Origin of the sequence: Streptomyces sp. 2-1 (assembly GCF_048564895.1) — a bacterium.
Classification (GTDB): domain Bacteria; phylum Actinomycetota; class Actinomycetes; order Streptomycetales; family Streptomycetaceae; genus Streptomyces; species Streptomyces phaeochromogenes.
In genome coordinates this window covers 371,082-387,522 of record NZ_CP183383.1, presented here as the reverse complement: position 1 = coordinate 387,522, position 16,441 = coordinate 371,082, and the positions used below count along the sequence as shown (strand labels likewise).

The 16,441-nt window shown below is 69.0% G+C and carries 15 protein-coding genes and 1 pseudogene; 11 read left to right on the top strand and 5 right to left on the bottom strand.

Features of this window, described 5'->3' with window-relative positions; all coding sequences use genetic code 11:
* Window positions 1-763: 763 nt before the first annotated feature.
* The gene (locus ACN20J_RS01910; protein ID WP_419664979.1) at window positions 764-1,762 is read left to right on the top strand and encodes a hypothetical protein; all 999 of its coding nucleotides are present in this window, start codon (window positions 764-766) and stop codon (window positions 1,760-1,762) included.
* Between the two features lie 131 nt (window positions 1,763-1,893).
* On the opposite strand, the gene ACN20J_RS01905 is transcribed toward ACN20J_RS01910, so the two are convergent.
* A complete protein-coding gene (locus ACN20J_RS01905) occupies window positions 1,894-2,820 on the bottom strand; it encodes a universal stress protein (RefSeq protein ID WP_419664978.1) in 927 nt (308 codons plus the stop codon).
* Window positions 2,821-4,033: 1,213 nt separating this feature from the next.
* Here ACN20J_RS01905 and lexA point away from each other — a divergent pair.
* The 4 genes and pseudogenes from lexA to ACN20J_RS01885 all read left to right on the top strand — a co-directional run bounded on the left by lexA (window position 4,034) and on the right by ACN20J_RS01885 (window position 10,142).
* Window positions 4,034-4,705, top strand: coding sequence for a transcriptional repressor LexA (gene lexA, locus ACN20J_RS01900; RefSeq protein WP_419664977.1), 672 nt, complete (start codon window positions 4,034-4,036; stop codon window positions 4,703-4,705).
* A 520-nt stretch (window positions 4,706-5,225) separates the two neighbouring features.
* Window positions 5,226-5,675 carry a hypothetical protein gene (locus ACN20J_RS01895; protein ID WP_189845147.1) on the top strand — a complete coding sequence of 150 codons (450 nt, stop codon included), beginning with the start codon at window positions 5,226-5,228 and terminating at the stop codon, window positions 5,673-5,675.
* Between the two features lie 221 nt (window positions 5,676-5,896).
* Window positions 5,897-8,374: a WD40 repeat domain-containing protein gene (locus ACN20J_RS01890; protein ID WP_419664976.1), complete on the top strand. Its 2,478-nt coding sequence runs from the start codon at window positions 5,897-5,899 to the stop codon at window positions 8,372-8,374.
* 909 nt (window positions 8,375-9,283) lie between these two features.
* Window positions 9,284-10,142: pseudogene (locus ACN20J_RS01885) on the top strand (IS5 family transposase).
* Window positions 10,143-10,212: 70 nt separating this feature from the next.
* On the opposite strand, the gene ACN20J_RS01880 reads toward ACN20J_RS01885, so the two are convergent.
* Window positions 10,213-10,581, bottom strand: a complete 369-nt coding sequence (locus ACN20J_RS01880) for a MerR family transcriptional regulator (RefSeq protein WP_419664975.1) — start codon at window positions 10,579-10,581, stop codon at window positions 10,213-10,215.
* Between the two features lie 117 nt (window positions 10,582-10,698).
* Between ACN20J_RS01880 and ACN20J_RS01875 the strand changes: the two genes are divergently transcribed.
* Both ACN20J_RS01875 and ACN20J_RS01870 read left to right on the top strand, forming a co-directional pair.
* Entirely contained in the window at window positions 10,699-11,409 is a 711-nt protein-coding gene (locus ACN20J_RS01875; RefSeq protein WP_189845144.1) for an SDR family oxidoreductase, read from the top strand.
* A gap of 555 nt (window positions 11,410-11,964) precedes the next feature.
* A complete protein-coding gene (locus ACN20J_RS01870) occupies window positions 11,965-12,198 on the top strand; it encodes a transposase (protein WP_373310890.1) in 234 nt (77 codons plus the stop codon).
* Between the two features lie 8 nt (window positions 12,199-12,206).
* Here ACN20J_RS01870 and ACN20J_RS01865 read toward each other — a convergent pair whose 3' ends face one another.
* On the bottom strand, window positions 12,207-12,482 hold the full coding sequence (locus ACN20J_RS01865; RefSeq protein ID WP_419664974.1) for a hypothetical protein: 276 nt from the start codon (window positions 12,480-12,482) through the stop codon (window positions 12,207-12,209).
* A 269-nt stretch (window positions 12,483-12,751) separates the two neighbouring features.
* On the bottom strand, window positions 12,752-13,162 hold the full coding sequence (locus ACN20J_RS01860; protein ID WP_419664973.1) for a hypothetical protein: 411 nt from the start codon (window positions 13,160-13,162) through the stop codon (window positions 12,752-12,754).
* 406 nt (window positions 13,163-13,568) lie between these two features.
* On the opposite strand from ACN20J_RS01860, the gene ACN20J_RS01855 reads away from it, so the two are divergent.
* Window positions 13,569-14,144 carry a hypothetical protein gene (locus tag ACN20J_RS01855; protein WP_419664972.1) on the top strand — a complete coding sequence of 192 codons (576 nt, stop codon included), beginning with the start codon at window positions 13,569-13,571 and terminating at the stop codon, window positions 14,142-14,144.
* Window positions 14,134-14,763 (top strand): hypothetical protein, encoded by a 630-nt coding sequence (locus ACN20J_RS01850; RefSeq protein ID WP_361994841.1) that lies wholly within the window; start codon window positions 14,134-14,136, stop codon window positions 14,761-14,763. The genes ACN20J_RS01855 and ACN20J_RS01850 overlap by 11 nt, the downstream gene beginning before the upstream one ends.
* Here ACN20J_RS01850 and ACN20J_RS01845 read toward each other — a convergent pair.
* Window positions 14,739-14,936: a hypothetical protein gene (locus ACN20J_RS01845; protein WP_419668813.1), complete on the bottom strand. Its 198-nt coding sequence runs from the start codon at window positions 14,934-14,936 to the stop codon at window positions 14,739-14,741. The genes ACN20J_RS01850 and ACN20J_RS01845 overlap by 25 nt on opposite strands.
* A gap of 99 nt (window positions 14,937-15,035) precedes the next feature.
* On the opposite strand from ACN20J_RS01845, the gene ACN20J_RS01840 reads away from it, so the two are divergent.
* Together ACN20J_RS01840 and ACN20J_RS01835 are read left to right on the top strand one after the other, a co-directional pair.
* Window positions 15,036-15,578, top strand: coding sequence for a SigE family RNA polymerase sigma factor (locus tag ACN20J_RS01840; protein ID WP_362302818.1), 543 nt, complete (start codon window positions 15,036-15,038; stop codon window positions 15,576-15,578).
* The gene (locus tag ACN20J_RS01835) at window positions 15,575-16,393 is read left to right on the top strand and encodes a hypothetical protein (protein ID WP_419664971.1); all 819 of its coding nucleotides are present in this window, start codon (window positions 15,575-15,577) and stop codon (window positions 16,391-16,393) included. The genes ACN20J_RS01840 and ACN20J_RS01835 overlap by 4 nt, the downstream gene beginning before the upstream one ends.
* The last annotated feature ends 48 nt before the right edge of the window (window positions 16,394-16,441 follow it).

The window sequence follows — 16,441 nt, the reverse complement described above, 5'->3', positions numbered from 1 at the left end:
CTATCGAAATTCGATAGGCTACGCAAGGGTCGGGGGGGGGAGTGATGACTGTGGCGGCCGCGAGTCAAGAGACGGCACCAGCAAGGTTGAGGTGCTGACCCCTGAGGCCGTCGAAGCCTCCGAGATCGGCCCCGGCTGCCGGCTGATGGCCGGCCGCTGGTGGTCCAACTAGGACGCGATTTGGGTGACTTCCGCGCTCGGTCCGGACGTCGACCACATGGTCAGCGGCGTCTCCGCCCAGACGCCGCAGCGCCGCGAGTCCTGCGCCAGCTGCCAGGATGCCGATACGTCCCTGGTCGCCGCCACCGCCCGATCCAACCGCTCAAAGTCCGACCCGGACCCGGCTCGGTGGTTGCCTCCCGCCCCGGCCATGAGGTGCGCTCTCAGTACGCCGCGGAGTGGGCGGGTACGAAGCTCCGCTACAACGTGGCCGCCGACGATACCGAACTCGCGGCCCTGCGGGACCTTGCGCTCGGCTGTCCGCTCCAGACCGTGACGTACGAGCCGGCCGGACAGCCCGTGCCCGTGTGGGCAGAGCGCGACCTCGGCTTGCTCGAACCCACCGGGCCGGGAGGCCACCGTCACTGTCGGTTGCCCGGATTCCTGCGCACTTGTAGCTGCGGGAAACGCTGAATCCGGACTCGGTGCGCACTGCCTGGGGAGCCGGGCGTCGCGCGATTGAGCCATCCGTGTGGTCCCGGCCGCTGCTCCGCCGATGGGGTCCCGTAAATTCCCGGCGAGGGGCCCGTCCAGGGTTCTCGGAATGGGGTGGTCATCCGTGGCCGTGGAGTCGATACCGGTAAGGGCCGCGCCGAAAGCGCTGGCATGGCAAGGCGACGAGCTGGTCTCCGGATGCGGTCGGCGCTGGGGCCGCGACGGGGTGGAGCGGAAGGTGGCCTTCGCGTGGAGCTTTCCGTTCGATGCCGGGATCACCTCGGTCTCAGGGCCGTACTCCGCGGTGTACCAGGAACGCGGCACAGAGGGGGTGTTGCTCGAACGAGAACGGGTGGTGCGAGAGCTGGACCGCAGCGACTACCAGGCGGAGAACTACGACTACCCGCTCGCCCTGGGCGCATTGGGTGACGGCCGCGAGGTCGTCGTGCACTGCCCCGACGAGTACAACGTGCTCGAGATCGAGGATGCGGCGAGCGGCGAACGGCTGACCGCCGGCGGGCGTGAGCCGAGGGACGTCTTCCACTCCAGGCTCAGCCTGAGCCCGGACGGCCGGTACCTGCTCGCGGTCGGATGGTTCTGGCATCCCTTCGGGGTCGCCATGGTCTACGACACGGCGCTCGCGCTCACCGACCCCGGCACTCTGGACGGCGAGGGTCTGCTGCCGACAGAGGCGGTCACGAACGGTGAGGTGACAGCGGGCTGCTGGCTCGACGGCGATCGGCTGGTGCTGGCGACGGGGTGTGAAGGGGCGAACGGCGAAGAGGATTCCACGCTTCCGGCTCGCCACCTCGGTGTGTGGTCGGTGTCCGAGAGACGGTGGCTCCACCGCAACCCGATCGCCGATGCCGAGCCGGGTGTCCTGCTCCTGCCCCGTGGCGATCACGTGATCTCTCTCCTCGGCCATCCGCGACTGCTCGACACCGCAACCGGGCGTCTCCTTGCGGAATGGCCCGAGGTCGGCGTACCCGTCAAGACCACATGCTTCGGCGTCACCCACGTCCCCTCTCCCGTGGCCGCCCTCCACCCCGACGGCACCCGGCTGGCCATCGCGCAGACAGACAGCATCGCCCTCATCACGCTCCCGTGATCCAGCTCGCTGCACAAAGCGTGATCGTGCCCACCCAACGCCGGATGTGAGCATGCCGATCGCGAGGGTCGGCCTCAGGCACGAGGAGTGATACAAGCCCGCCTGGTGACGGGCGCAGTCTGTCCACCCTGTCACTCCTGTTGCGAAACCACCGCCACCGGGCAGTCGGAGTGGTGCAGCACCGTGTGCCCGACCAGGCCGAGTTGCGGTCCGAGGTGACCGCGAGGCCGGCGGGCACCGATGATCAGGAGGTCGCCCGCCGAGGACCGGGTCACCAGCGCATGGCGTGCGGAGCCCTCGACGAGCGCGCGGTGCACGACTACGCCGGGATACTCCTTGGCAACGCCGTCCAACGCCTCGTCGAGGAGAGCCGCGGCCTCAACCTCCTCGGCGTGGGCGGGCTCCCCGGCAGACAGCGGATGCGGCGCAGTCCGGTGTGCCGGGCGACGCCAGGCCCGTACCGCCTCGATCTCGCACGCGCGTACCGCGGCCTCCCGGAAGGCGTACCGGACTGTTGCCGGCGCTGTGGCACCGGTTCCGACGCCCAGCACGATACGGCCGATGGCTGCTTGTCCGTTCTGTGTCCGGCCGCGTACGACGATGACCGGGCAGGGAGCACGGGCGGCGAGGGAGAGGCTGACCGTGCCCAGCAGGAGTTCCCTGATCGGGCCCCTGCCTCGTACACCGGTCACGACGGCACTGGCGCGGAGTGCCTCGCGCAGCAGGGCCGACACGGGATCCTCCGGTACGACGCCCGTGCTGATCTCCAGCGTCGGGGCGCGCAGCCCGGCACGCCAGGCCGCTCCCGCCACGACGCTCTCGGCGAGATCGTGTCCGGTCACCGCATCCGAGGCGACTTCGGGTGTGTCCGCCAGGGCCGCACCCTCGTACCGCTCCCAGAGGGAGGCGTGGACGACCCGCAGCGGCACCCCGTGGCGGACTGCCTCGTCCGCGGCCCAGTCGACGGCATGGAGGCTGGGCTCTGAGCCATCGACACCCACGACGATCGGCAGCACCATGGTTTCCACCGCCTTCAGCGTTCCGCGATGTTCTCTCATTCTCCCCTTCCTCGCGGGTCGGCGCGTGTCGTGCAGCATCCGGCAGGGTGGCAGGCGAGAGGTCTTCGGCGGCACAGGGGTGTGGTCAAGCATCCGGGAGATCGGCCTCGGTGATGGCGGAGCCAGAGATCAAACTGTCGTGTATTTCTCGTCTCAGATGGGCCTCCGTGCCCCGGCGGTCACACGCTCGATGTGGAGGAGTCTGCCCACTTGGTGATGCGGCTACTTTCGGGGGAGTAGCCCCGCCCTCCCGTTGGCGGATGCCCGGTTCGTCTGTGCTTCGTAGCGTCGTCGGCGTGATGGAGACACGCACCTTCACCTACCTCTCCGGCGACGCGCTGCTCGACGACGGCACGCACGCCCGAGCGAGCGCGGTTGCCCGCCCTGCACGGCATCGCTGCCTCCGTCGCGGCGGCCGCGCTGCTCGGCCTGGCGGTCGGTAACCTCATCCGCCACTTTTCGCGTGCCGACACCGCCCTGACCGGACTGCTGCTCCTGCCCTCCCCGCTCGGGCCACTGTTCGGTGATGCCCAGCACTGCGGCGCGGGCGTCCCCCGACGGGCGCGCTGCTGCAGCTCCCAGACCACGGATGCGACCGTACGGACGGTCGGCAGCCTCGGCCCCGCATGTCCCTGCTCCGGGTCGCCGGCTACACGGCGGAGCCGCCGCTCGCGGCCGGGGCCCTGCGTACGCGTGACGGGTGACAACAGTCCACGTACGACCCGTGTGAAGGGACCTTCGTCGTGCCCTGGAGCCTTGCGTGTCTAGGGCTGTTCCACATCCTGGTTGTTGCGGACCTCCTGCTGTTGTCGGGAGTGTCTGCCGCCGACGCCGAAGCGAGGGTTCCCGGGCGGCACGGTGCCCGGATCATCGCCGAGGAGAGCGCTGGGGAGCGTTTGGTCGATTTCCCCGTCTCCTCGCCTGCGCTGGGGGGAGGGGGCGGCCAGGGTCCGGTTGCTGACCCCGGACGGCTGGGAGCGGCGGCGGGCGTGTGAGACGTGACCCGTCGTGTATCTCCTGCACGGCAGCTTCGAGCCGGGGACGTACAAGACCTGGATCCGTGAGTCCGACGTCGAGGAGCTGCCTCAGTTCCGTGATGACACCCGGGTGACGGACGGTTGGGCAGCACCGGCTCCAAGTCGAACCAGTGTTCCCTTCGTGGGGGCGGCGAGTTAAAGTCACAGTCTGCGGATCTTGTACGGAGGTGCCTGGCATGGACAACAACGCGCCGACTCGCCGGGGCCGGCCCCCAGGCACCCGGACCGCGGAAAGAGAGCTGACGGACCGGCAAGCGGCTATCGTCCGCTACATCACGCAGCAGGTCGCCCGGCAGGGCTACCCGCCGTCGATGCGGGAAATCGGCCAGGCCGTGAAGCTCGCCAGTACGTCCTCGGTCGCCCACCAGCTGATGGCCCTGGAACGCAAAGGCGTCCTGTATCGCGACCCGCACCGTCCCCGCGCCTACTGCGTACGCCCCTCGTGGGCGCCCGACCTGGGAGACAGGGCCGAGCCCGCGGTGGATGTGCCGCTCGTCGGACGGATCGCCGCCGGCGCACCCCTGCTCGCCGAGGAAATGGTCGAGGACGTCTACGCGCTGCCGCGACAACTCGTCGGCGAAGGCGACCTGTTCGCCCTGACCGTAGTCGGCGACAGCATGATCGAGATGGCGATCTGCGACGGTGACATCGTCATCGTCCGCCGCATGGACAGCGCCGATCACGGCGATGTCGTCGCCGCGCTCCTCGAAGACGAAGCCACGGTCAAACAGCTGCGCCGACAGGACGGCCAGGTGTGGCTCATGCCCCACAACTCCGCGTACGAGCCGATCCCCGGCGACCAGGCCCAGATTCTCGGCAAAGTCGTCAGTGTTCTGCGCCAACTCTGAGAAGACAGCCTCGGATCGATCCGGCTGCGTCTCCCGTGTGCAGCACCGGGTCGATAGCGAGAAGGCCAGGCGGATGCGTACCGACTCCTTCGCAGTCTGGGACCGCTCCTGGGCGTACGCAGCCGTTGCTCTCGCGCTGCTCCAGGCCCGGGCGTAGCGCATTCGGGTTGGGGCGAAGTCGCGCCATCCCGCGGCGACTTCGCCCGCAGACCGCGCGTGTTGGGGAAGGGTATGGCACCGTGGATTCAGGTCGGGCCCGTTACTCCCCCCGTGGTGACGGGCCCGACCTTTCGTGTGTGTTGTGCAGCTCCGTCGCCGAGGGCTCTCGCCCAGGGCCTGTCCGATGAGAGGTGTGAGCAGATCACGGCCGTGGCTTAGGCGCAGATGGGCTTCTCCGAAGGCGGCCGTCGTTGGGCTCGCTGGCACTGAGAGCTCGTTGCCAATCGGCCCACCGTTTCCTGCGTCGGCCGGTTGAGGAATTTGGTTGCGGTGGATTGGACGGATGCGGTGATACTCCGGCATGAGTAGAGATGCCGAGGTCATCGTGCTCGCCCGCTGGTCGGACGAGGTGATGGAACCGCTGACGCAGGACGATCCAGAACGCATGTGGCGAGGCCGCTTCATCCCGCTAGCGGGGCACTGGGGCTACGAGTTCGGGTGGGCCCTGGAGCTCGAGAAAGTGCGTGCCCGCAAAGGCCTGCTCAAGCACCTGGAGTCGCTGCCGTGGCCGCATCCGCATACGGTGCAAGTTCTGCTTCGCGACCAGGACGACGACTGCTTCGGGCTATGGATGTTCCAGGAGGGCCGGCTGGTGGAAGTCACCATTCCGCGCACCGAGCGTTTCCACCAGCCGGCACCGCCCAATGAGGACTTCGAACCCGACCCGGGCATGCTGCTGCGCACCGACCAAGACACGGCTCTGCCCGAGCAGACCCCGGAAGCCCGCCGCGACACCCGCCCACCGTGGTAGACCGAGTTCGGCGGCTCATCGTGGGACGTCAGGGCTGTCGACGCGCGTGCTGAGCGAACTGCGCCACCACTACCCGGGTGCGGCGTGTATGTCCGGCCCGACGGCCTTGAAGTGCGCGACTGCGCAGAATCTGAACACCAACGCGGACGCGGCCTCGACTCCATGCCGAGCGGCCCGCTCTCCGAGGGTTGTTGTCAGTGCGGCCCCATAGCTTGGGGGCCATGACGGAAAGATCTGATCACGTGTCCCGGGAAGTGACTTCCTCGCATGAGGCGGCCTCTTGGCGGGCGGAGTGGATGTGCGGTTCCGCGTCCGATCCTCGGCTGCTCCGCTCCTTGAACGGTCACGACGCCCCCGTGGTCGCGGTGGCGACGGCGGTCGTCGACGGGCGTGCGGTTGTCGTGTCGGCGAGTCGTGATGCGACGGTGTGTGTCTGGGACCTGGCGACGGGGGAGCGGCTGCATACGCTGACGGCAGCTCCTGCCGACCTCATGTCGTCGTTGTCGCCCGAGTTGGTGGCCCTGGTCACGGTGGTGGTCGACGGGCAGCCCCTGGTCCTCACCTGCCACGTCGACGGGACCGGGAGACTGTGGGATCCGGCGACGGGGCGTTCTGCGGGCGAACTGGCCCTGGGGTTGGCGCAGTTGGTCCTGGACGGCCGGCGCGTGGTGCTGGCCGTCCAGGCGGACCGGACGCTGGGTGTGTGGGACCAGGCGACCGGTAGTCGGCTGGGAGTGTTCCCGTGGATGGTGGACATAGGGGAGCTGGATGGGCGCGAGGTTGTTGTGACGTGCCACCCGGACCACGAAGCGCAGGTGTGGGACCTGGCCACCGGACGCGAGGTCGGCGAGTGCCTGTCGGCTGAGGGACCGTGGACACTCGACGGGCGGGACATCGCCGTAACCAAGGAGCAGGGCCGGGCGGGCCGTGTGTGGGATCTGGACCGCCACGTGCTTCTGGCAGCCGACCTGCGGGAGCTGCTGGCGGATGCCGAGTACGAACACGCAGTGTCAGCCCTGGCGTCCATGGACGCAGTGTCAACCCTGACGGTCGTCGATGGCCGGGTCGTGGTCCTCGACACCCACTACGAGGGCCCACCGGAGCTCGTCGGCGACCTCGTCCCCGTCTTCGTTCCCTACGGCCCGTCCCCGACCCTGACCCTGGAAGGGCGCAGTGTCGCGCTCGCCGTGGGCGTGGACCACACGCTGCGCTTGTGGGACCTGCCGGCGAGCCCGATGGACTCCGCGGGCCCTGGCGGTACGCGGAGCATGCGCAGCATCCCTGTGGAAGCAACCGCGGGCCAGGAGCTGGTCAAGGGTGGTCCAGGAGACCTCGTCGACCTGGCGAGTCTGCTCTCCGCCCGGACGAACGGTCTGGTCGTCGCTGAGTCCGGCTGGGAAATCCGGGTGAGGGACGCTTCCCGGAGCCTGGTGCTGGGGGACACGCCCGTCTCCCTCGTCCCCGGTCCGGACGGCACCGTCACGCCTCGGCACGCGCTCGACGCGTCGGCCGCGGGCAGGGTGCTGGCCGGTCACACCGATCGGGTGTGGGCCATCGACAGCGCCCAGGTCGGGCCGCGCACCCTGGCGGTCACGGCATCCCGCGACCGCACCGTACGGGTCTGGGATCTCGCCACCGGTGAACAGGAGGGTGAGCCCCTCACCGGGCACACCGGCCAGGTGTGGGCCGTCGCCACCACCGTGGTGGACGGACGGTGCGTCGCCGTCACCGCAGGGGAGGACCACACGGTGCGCACCTGGGACGTCACCGCCGCCCAAGGGGACGGCGGCCAGCTGCGTGCCGGACACACCGGATCCGTCCTGGCGGTCGCCACAGCGGTCTGTGACGGTGTCCCCGTGGTCGTCACCGCGGGCGCCGACCACACCGTGCGCACCTGGGACCTCACCACCGGCTCTCAGGCCTGCGACTCCCTGAGCGCAGAGGTGTCCGCCATGGCGACGGCGGTGGTGGGCGGAGACTCGCTCGTCGTCACGGCCACTCCCGACGCCACCCTGCACGTTGTGGAGCTCTCCACCGGCCGGACCGTGCACCGTCCGTTCCCCAGCGGCCACGGCAGAGTCCTGGCCATGGCCACGGCGAACCTGGACGGCCTGCCCGTCGCCCTCACCGCAGGCAGCGATCGCGTCGTGGGCGTCTGGGACCTCACCACCGGACAGCCGCTGGCCGCACCTCTCACCGGCCACTCCAGCCGCATCACGGCCGTCGCCACCGCGGTCCTCGACGGACGGCCCGTGGCAGTGACGGGCAGCTGGGACAAGACGGTGCGACTGTGGGACCTGGCCACCGGCCGGCAGCTCGGCGAACCCCTGACCGGCCACACCGACTGGGTGACCGCCGTGGCCACCGCAACCCTGGACGGAGCTCCCGTCGCGATCAGCAGGGGCCGGGACCGGACGATACGCGTGTGGAACCTGTCCACGGGGCAGCAGATCCGCGACGCCCAGGCCGCCGAGTCAGGCTCCGGCAACACGCTGGCGGTCTCAGCGATGGCCGACGGACGGCTCGTCGCGGCCTTCGGCGACGACCGCACCGTGCGGTTCCGCGATCTCACCGCAGGGTGCCCAGCCGGTAGCGACCACTTGCTCCCATTCCCCGTGCACTCACTCGCGACGGCACCGGGCGGGCGCTTCGCGGTCGGGTTCGGTGACGAGGTCGGGGTCCTGTCGAGGGCATCCTGACAAGCGAGGGGCCCGGCCAGGGCCGCGGCGGTGTTCGCTGAGCAGCAGGTGCCGCCTCCACACGGTCCGTCGGCAGGACGGACGCAGGGGATGCGGGGGGATGCGGGGGAGCGGAACTGGCCGTCGTCATCGCCCTGCGCCAAGCAGCGTGCTCGCGGCCACCGTCACCGCGGCCAGGGGCAGTTCGCCTAGGCCCGGATCGGCGTCATGGGCGCGGTACGAGGGGGGCATTGCTGTCTGACAAGCGGGGGCAGTGTCGGCGGCGCGGTCTGCCGCTTGCCGAGGTGCCGGGTGAGGGCCTGGCCGCAGCGGCAGGGTCCGTCCGCGGCAGTGTGACGGGATGGTGCCTGGTGGGTCGGGTCCAGTCGAGGATCTGCCGCATGATGCCCGTGACGGTTCGTCCTCTCCCTGAGGCCATGGTTGCGTCGGCCCTGCCACGGCCATGTCCGCCCGGGCGGATCCGGTGCGGCATCAGGGACAGGAGTGGCGCCAACGGCGCTTTTGTACGCCGTACTTCTTGCATAGTGCGATGCTCCGGTTCTCCTCGATCTTCGCTTTTCTGATCAGCTGGCTGGATCGCGCGGGTGACCTGTGGCGGTCGGTCCGGCCGCCGGCGGGGGGCATCATTTCGGTTGATGGAGCGGTGCCATGTGTGTGGGTGATGGCAGTCGGCCGGTTCGGCGCGATGCCCGGTAGGAAGCCGGGGGAGAGCGGTCGTTGAGCGCGGCCGGGCCTGCGCCGTCGGGCGGGCATGGCGCGGGCTGCCTCGCGGCGGTTCTGGTGGTGTCGCTGGTGCCGTCAGCGACGGTCTAGGAGTGCCCGGCGGTAGGTGTGGCTAATGGCCGTGTGATGACCCGGAGGCAAGACAGGCACGAGCCTGGGTGATCATGGAGTTCTTGACGCTCAGTGATCACCGGAGGGCTCGTTCCTGTCCTGCCATCATGCCTGCTCGAACCCCTGTGGGACCAGTTCGCACCGCTGCTGCCCGAGCATGTCGATACCCATCCGCTCGGCTGCCACAACCCGCGCATCCCGGACCGGATTGTCTTCGAGCGCATCAGCGCCGCCCTGGTGCACGGCTCCGGATACGAGCGGATCGCCGACCGCCAGTGCTCCGACCGCACCATCCGACGCCGCGTCAAGTACTGGTAAACAGCTGGGCATTGCCGAGCAGGTGCACGAGCTGGCCGTGCAGGCGTACGACCGCATGATCGGCCTCCAACTCCATGAGCTGTCCGTCGACGGGTGCATCACCAAGGCTCCCTGCGGCGGCGAGAGAGCCGGACGCTCCCCGGTCGACCGGGGCAAGCAGGGCCTGAAGCGCTCAGTGGCCACCGAAGCCCGCGGCGTCCCGATCGGTCTCGTCTCGGCCGGGGCCAACCGTCATGACTCCCCGCTGCTCGTGCCCACCCTGGAGGCCGCGAAGAAGTAGATCGGTGTGTTTCCCGAGCAGGTCAACGTCAACTTGGACCGGGGCTACGACAGTGACAAGACCCGAGCCGCGCTCGATGAACTGGGCTTCACCGGCGAGATCGGCCGCAAGGGCGTGCCCGCACCGATCCAGGCCGGCAAGAGGTGGGTCGTGGAGCGGAGCCACGCATGGATGAACGGCTTCGGCAAGATCCGCCACTGCAGCGAGAAACGCCAATGCGCTGTGGACTTCTACCTCTGCCTGTCCGCCGCAATCGTCACGCTCCGTATGCTCATCCGCCGCGCGACCCCGCTCTACCGCTGGGACGGACGGCCCACCACCAAGAGACTCAAGTGACGCCTGCTGACGGGCGTCCGTCTGCGTCGGGCGGACAAGCACTGCCGCACGCCTGGGGAAGGCGTGCTGCTCAACGAGGGCAGGGCCGGCCCGCGCTCCTGGCTGTGGAGGCTGTGGTGATGATGGCGTCGAGCCGGTCCCGGGGTTTCACCAGGGTGCTGACCTGCGTATCGATGCGGTCCCGCTCGGCCGACAGCCGGTCGAGCAGCGCGGGGGTCACGTCACCGGTCTCGACGCACGGCAGCAGTTCCAGGATCGCCCTGCTCGGAAGCCCTGCGCAGTACAGCTGCTGAATCAGCTGGACGCGGTCGACCGCGCTGTCCGGGTGCTGCCGCTGGCCGCTGGGGCTGCGCGCCGAGGCCAGCAGGTCCTGCTCTTCGTAGTAGCGCAGTGCCCGCACGCTTACGCCCACCCTTGAGGCCAGCTCACCGATGCGCATCAACGCCCCCTCCATGGCCTGGATCACATTCCTTGCCTCTGACGTCAATGTCAGGTTCTAGCGTCGCCCGTGAACAGCCCGGACAGGAATCACCTCACCACTGCCAGGAGACTCCCCATGAAGATCACCGGTTCCGTCGCCCTCGTCACCGGCGCCAACCGCGGCATCGGCAGGCACTTCGCCCAACAGCTCCTGCACCGGGGTGCCACCAAGGTGTACGCGACCGCGCGCACCCCCCACCTCGTCGACCTCCCCGGTGTGGAGGTACTGCGGCTCGACATCACCGATCCGGCTTCGGTCGCCGCCGTGGCGGGCGTGGCCTCGGACGTCACCCTCTTGATCAACAATGCTGGCGTCTTCACCCAGCAGAACCTCGTCACCGGGGACCCCGAGAAGATCCGGCTGGAGATGGACACCAACTACTTCGGCACCCTCAACGTGGTCCGGGCGTTCACTCCCGTCCTGGCCGCCAACGGCGGCGGGGCCATCCTCAACGTCCTGTCGGCGATGTCCTGGCTCGCCTACGACGGGGCCAACGCCTACAGCGCGTCGAAGGCGGCGGCGTGGAGCCTCACCAACGGCATCCGCCTCGAACTCGCGGGCCAGGGAACCGCGGTGACGGGCCTGCACCTGGCCAGCACCGACACCGACATGATGGCCGGGTGGGACGTGGAGAAGAACGACCCCGCCGATGTCGTGCGCGCCGCCCTCGACGGTATCGAGGCCGGGAAGATGGAGATCCTCGCCGACAACAACTGCGTCCAGCTAAAGGCGGCCCTGTCCGCCGACCCGAGCGTGCTCTATCCGCAGGCGGTTCCCACCGCCTGACCTTTCGACAGCCGCCCGCCCGGCCAGGCTTCAGCCGACGTTCGAGGATCTAGCGATCAGCCGGGCGCGGCCATGCGTTCTCGTCACGCTCCGCACGCGCGTGCGCCGCGCTACTGCTGGGACACCTACCCACCACCAGAAGACTCAAGTGACGCCTACCGCCGAGCTCTCCAGGTCGCGGGTTTGACCGCTCGAATGCTCCCTCGAACTTGATCGTCAAAACCGGAACTGCCCGACAGCCTGGCGGCCTTCGCTCGATGCTGAGCTTCGGCGCAACGTCCTGGTGCCAGCTCCTGGACGCCTCCGCCTCAGTCCGGACGACGACGTCGCCTGGTACGCCAGCGTCCGCGACTATGTCAGCAGGACACTGCGCGGCAAGCCTCAGCCGGTCGGGCCCCGGCCGTCATCGGCCCGAACCGTCACACGCTGGATCCTCAGCCACCCCAACGCCCTGAACGAGGACGACCGACTTCATCTCAAGGCCGTCCTGGTCAACTGCCGTGAACTGGTAGCGCTCGCCGAGCACGTGAGCTCCTTCGCCCACATGCTCACCCGCTGCAAGGCGACCAGCTACCCAAATGGATCGCAGCGGCCACCGACCTGCCCAGTCTCCGCCGGTTCGCCCAGCACCTCGAACGTGACCTCGACGCCGCCATCGCCGGCCTCTCACTTCCCTGGAACTCCGGTGTGGTCGAAGGCCACGTCAACCGGATCAAGATGCTCGAACGCCAGATGTTCGGGCGCGCGGGATTCGAACTCCTCCGCAAGCGCGTCCTGCTCGATGCATAGATCACAGGTCAGGTGTCGTCCTCAACGAGTCCGAAACCTTGAGGGAAGCCCTCCAAGAACTCGCGGCGCGAAGGATCAGCTTCCTCGGCAGCCATCGAACCGAGTAGGTCGATGAACTCGCTTCGCTGATCACTCGACAGCTGAGCCATCAGATGGGCAACACCCTCAAGGACCTTGACCGCGTCATCCGGATCCATCTGCTCGTCCTCGCACCCCTCAACGAACCAGAGAACATCGGCCAAAGCCTCCGCCAGAGCACGGGTCAGCGACGGGTACACAGGCATTGGAACGATCTCCCACCAGGCAGCTGACAGAGCGCGGCCATCTCACCACAAGCCACCGACATCACTGTCGGTGAGCCCTCCACAGAACGTGGGCCAGAGCCCGAGAACGAGCGGCACTTCGACGTCGGTTCGGGAGGCGGTTGGCGGTCGCGGCCTGGCCGGAATGTTCGCGAGTTCCACGGCACCTGGGCTTGCTGAGGCGTTCTCGTCGACCAAGGGCGCGGGCCCGGTGTGGGTCCGCAGCCGGGCGGGGTAGTGCCCTGTCGGGCCTAGGGGTGCACCTGCCACCAGGGGTTCGCCTCAGCGTGGGCGACTTCGGCGTCGTACTGACCCGCATCAAAGTGGAGCTCCGGCGGGGGGTGGGGCGTGGGGGCGTGCGCCGCATTCGGGGCCTCCCAGTCCGACCACTGCACGATCTCCCCGAATCGCTGCACGACCACGGTGAGGAAGCCGCAGCACCCGCCGGTGCAGTCGGGTTCCCCCAGCTCCAGGCGGCGGGCCTCGCCGGTCGCCCGGAGAGGGCTGGGCCGCCCCGCCGGCAGCATATCGGCGGCGTACGGTCCGCGGCCGCCTTCGTCGACCGCCTCTTCGACGATGTCCTCGCCGTTGACCCAGAACCGCACCTGCGCAGCGAACCGGGATCCCGGCGGCAACACCCTGATCTCCAAACGATCGGACATCAGACCACCTTACGAGGCGCCCTGACGCCGACGCGCGGCCCGGCCGACGACTGCCTCCACCCGCCGCGTGAGAGGTTCAGAAGGTGCCTCCCGTTCTCGTGAACATCGACTACGGCCCGGGCCGAGAGCCTCCCGAGGTCGTGAACAACTGCTGTCGTGAGTCGTCGATAAGGCCACGCGCGGGTGAAAAGCAGCCGGGCGGAAGGGGCAACAAATTGGGGTGACAGGTCTCGGCCTCGTGGGCATGATCGGTCGGTTGTTCCGTCACGTCTGACTTCGGGGGTACGCCACGTCCATCCACCGCGAACGAGCCTGGTCGCTGCCTTGGGCTGCCGCCGACCCCGGCCGGAACGCTTTCGACTGGGACAACGATGAGGCGGCACAGCTGACGGCGCTTGTCGTCCCGATGGTGCCTTCCGAGGCCGACCGGACGGCTGATCCCGACCGGATGGCGGGCTTTCGATTCATCGACAAGGTCACCGTGCTCCTGGTGTCCCGTTACGGCCGCTGGGCCCGCGGTTGGGACTACTCGGTCCACAACGGTGGTCCGGTCGACGCCTGGTGCTGCGATGCGCACTCGGTTGGAGAGGCACAGGAGACCGCCGAACGCGTCGTGGCCTGCCTGCTGGAGTGGCGTGACTGGCTGGAGGACGTGGCCGAGCGGTTCGAGCAGCTTGCACCGCATCCCGACGCGGACGCCGAGGACCGAAGCTGGCATCTGGAACGCGCGGTGACCCGCCTGGTCACCGCGGTCGTCAGCAGCACCCACGCCGAGTCGTCCTGGTACGGGCTCTGCGAGACGACGCTGACCTGGTTCCTCACCTCCACCGGCCTGGGCCTGGAAGAGGCGCAGAAGGCGGTGGAAGCCGCTATCGGCGGCCGGTTCAAGAGCCACGTTGCTCCTGCCCCGACCCTGGTCGACACGGTTGGAGAGGACCTGGCAATTCGCCTGACCGGTCGCGGGTTCTATCGTGAGCGATGACGCGCTGGCAACGTGGTGCAAGGTCAGGGATCAGGTCGACTGGTCCTCGGCCGCGAGCGTAGGCCCGGTACCGGTGCGCTCGGCCGTCGACGGACTCGCTGCCTGGTTCGACGGTCCGGTCCGCCTTCGCGACCCGGATCGTGCCGGTCGGCTGCTCGCCGCGATGGCCCTGTCCCGCGTCGCGGCCTCACAGGGAGAGCCGCTCACTCCGACCCTGCTCGCCGACTGGCAGAGGCTGGTCCTTGGTGTGAACGAGGTGGGCCTGCGTCAGAGCGACGCCTTCGCCAAGGGCGGCCGGGAACGATACGGCCTCACGCCCCACACATGGCAGGACTTCGCCGTCTGCCTGCACCAGAGCGCCGACCCGTCGGTTCCCCTGACAGCCCGCGCGGCCAGGGCATACCTCGATGTCGCCTTCTTCCACCCCTACCCGGACGGCAACGCCCGCCTGGCACTGTTGGTCCTCGCGCACGTCCTGGAGAGAGAAGGAGCGCGCCTGGACGAAGTGGGGCCGCTGCAGACCACCCGCTATGCGGACGACCCTGACGGCGCTCTCGACCTGGCGGCGCTGGTCACCGTGCTGATCCGCGCCACTCACCGTCGGGCAACCGCACGGTGAGCGGGGGTCGGCACACTGAGCGCCTTGGCGAGTTGGGATACGAGGCGCAAGCGGGCGGTGTGGTAGGAGATCGCCACCTTGCACTTGCCGGTGCGGCATGGGGAGCCCGCAGGGGCTGCCCGATGGGATAGGTGGGCAGCCCCTCTGAAACCCCTCCACCGTCCGCAGAGGATGTCAGGCGGCGAACACTGACGAGAACGCGGAAGAAGATTCCGCGGTGAGGCAACGGTCTGGGCCTCTCATAGCCTCTGTTGAACATCTAGGAGGTGCTCATGGGGGTTCGGAAACAGGCCGGGGACAGAGAGTTCCAGGCCTTCGTCGTCGGCCGCTGGCCGCGGCTGATGCGTACGGCATTCCTGCTCACGGGGGAGCAGCACGCTGCGGAGGATCTGGTCCAGTCGACGCTGGAACAGGTCTATGTGGCCTGGCACAGGGTCGCCTCGGCGGACGCCCCGGAGGCGTATGTACGGCGAGTGATGATCAACGCGCATGCCCGCAGGTACCGCAGGAAACTGCGGGAGTTCCTGGCGCCCAGGAGCGAGGACGCGGGCCTGGCACACGAGGTGGCCGACACCGGTGACCGGATCGCCCAGGCCGATGACCGCCACACGCTGCTGAAGGCGCTGGCCGAACTGCCGGCACGGCAGCGGGAAGCAGTGGTCCTGCGCTACTGGGAGGACCTCACCGAGACACAGACGGCCGAGGCGATGGGCTGTTCGGTCGGCACGGTGAAGAGCAACGCGGCCAAGGGGATCGCGAAGCTGCGCGCCATATCGGGACTGGCGGAGACGGTGACGCTGGGAGGACGAAAGTGAAGAGCACGGACGGGGAGACGAGCCACAACATGACACAGCACGACATCGCACTCCTGCTGGCCGACGCGGCCGACGAGGTGAAGATCGGCACGGCCCCCGCCCAGGCGCTGATTCGCGGCGGCCGCCGCCGCAAGGCCCGTCGCTGGGCGGTCGTGGCGACCACCACCCTGGTCGTGGCCGGCTCCACGGGGGCTCTGGCGCTGACGGGGCTGTCCGGTGACAGGGACCGGGGGGTGTCGCCGGCGAGCCCGCCGGTCGCCAGCGCGGAGGCACCCGAGCCGCACATGCGGACGACCCTGGCCAGCGGCACCGACGCGGGAGTGCCGTGGAGGGTGTACATCGACGTGTGGAAGGCTCCGGCGGACAGGGCGGAGGCCCAGGCCACCCTGGCGGCGATGGCCAAGTTCGGTGAGCACCCGGAGGACGTCTCCACGGCCTCCGAACTGGTGGGCAAGGTCGCGCACTTCGTGCACCGGGTCACCGGTGAAGAGGCGAGGACCACCCAGATCGCGGACATCGTCGTACCTGAGGACGACGTCCTGTCCGGCGGCGAGTACGGAGCCACCTCGCTCCCGCTGCTCCCCGGGAACGACACGGCCCCGCGCCTGGTGACCGGCCAGGTCGCCAAGACCGCCCGGGAGGTCACCTGCACCTGGAAGGACGGCACGTCCACCAAGGTCGGCCGTGCGTCCGCGGCCACCGAGGCGAACGCCGACGTTCCGGTCATCCACAGCCCCAAGCACTCGCCCTACGACTGGTTCGTCTGCCTGGCGCCGAAGTCCACCGTGTTCGAGAGGATCAAGGTGACGAAGTAGACGAAGCGGGAGACCGAGTGCGGGGAGCCGAGGCCGGACGACGGTTCG

Bases quoted from the DNA above. Each gene is read 5' to 3' on its own strand.
- ACN20J_RS01910 (WP_419664979.1), top strand. From the start codon at position 764: ATGGGGTGGTCATCCGTGGCCGTGGAGTCGATACCGGTAAGGGCCGCG.
- ACN20J_RS01875 (WP_189845144.1), top strand. From the start codon at position 10,699: ATGAAGATCACCGGTTCCGTCGCCCTCGTCACCGGCGCCAACCGCGGC.
- ACN20J_RS01855 (WP_419664972.1), top strand. From the start codon at position 13,569: ATGGTGCCTTCCGAGGCCGACCGGACGGCTGATCCCGACCGGATGGCG.
- ACN20J_RS01860 (WP_419664973.1), bottom strand. From the start codon at position 13,162: ATGTCCGATCGTTTGGAGATCAGGGTGTTGCCGCCGGGATCCCGGTTC.
- ACN20J_RS01895 (WP_189845147.1), top strand. From the start codon at position 5,226: ATGAGTAGAGATGCCGAGGTCATCGTGCTCGCCCGCTGGTCGGACGAG.
- ACN20J_RS01880 (WP_419664975.1), bottom strand. From the start codon at position 10,581: ATGCGCATCGGTGAGCTGGCCTCAAGGGTGGGCGTAAGCGTGCGGGCA.
- ACN20J_RS01865 (WP_419664974.1), bottom strand. From the start codon at position 12,482: ATGCCTGTGTACCCGTCGCTGACCCGTGCTCTGGCGGAGGCTTTGGCC.
- ACN20J_RS01890 (WP_419664976.1), top strand. From the start codon at position 5,897: ATGACGGAAAGATCTGATCACGTGTCCCGGGAAGTGACTTCCTCGCAT.
- ACN20J_RS01840 (WP_362302818.1), top strand. From the start codon at position 15,036: ATGGGGGTTCGGAAACAGGCCGGGGACAGAGAGTTCCAGGCCTTCGTC.
- ACN20J_RS01905 (WP_419664978.1), bottom strand. From the start codon at position 2,820: ATGAGAGAACATCGCGGAACGCTGAAGGCGGTGGAAACCATGGTGCTG.
- lexA (WP_419664977.1), top strand. From the start codon at position 4,034: ATGGACAACAACGCGCCGACTCGCCGGGGCCGGCCCCCAGGCACCCGG.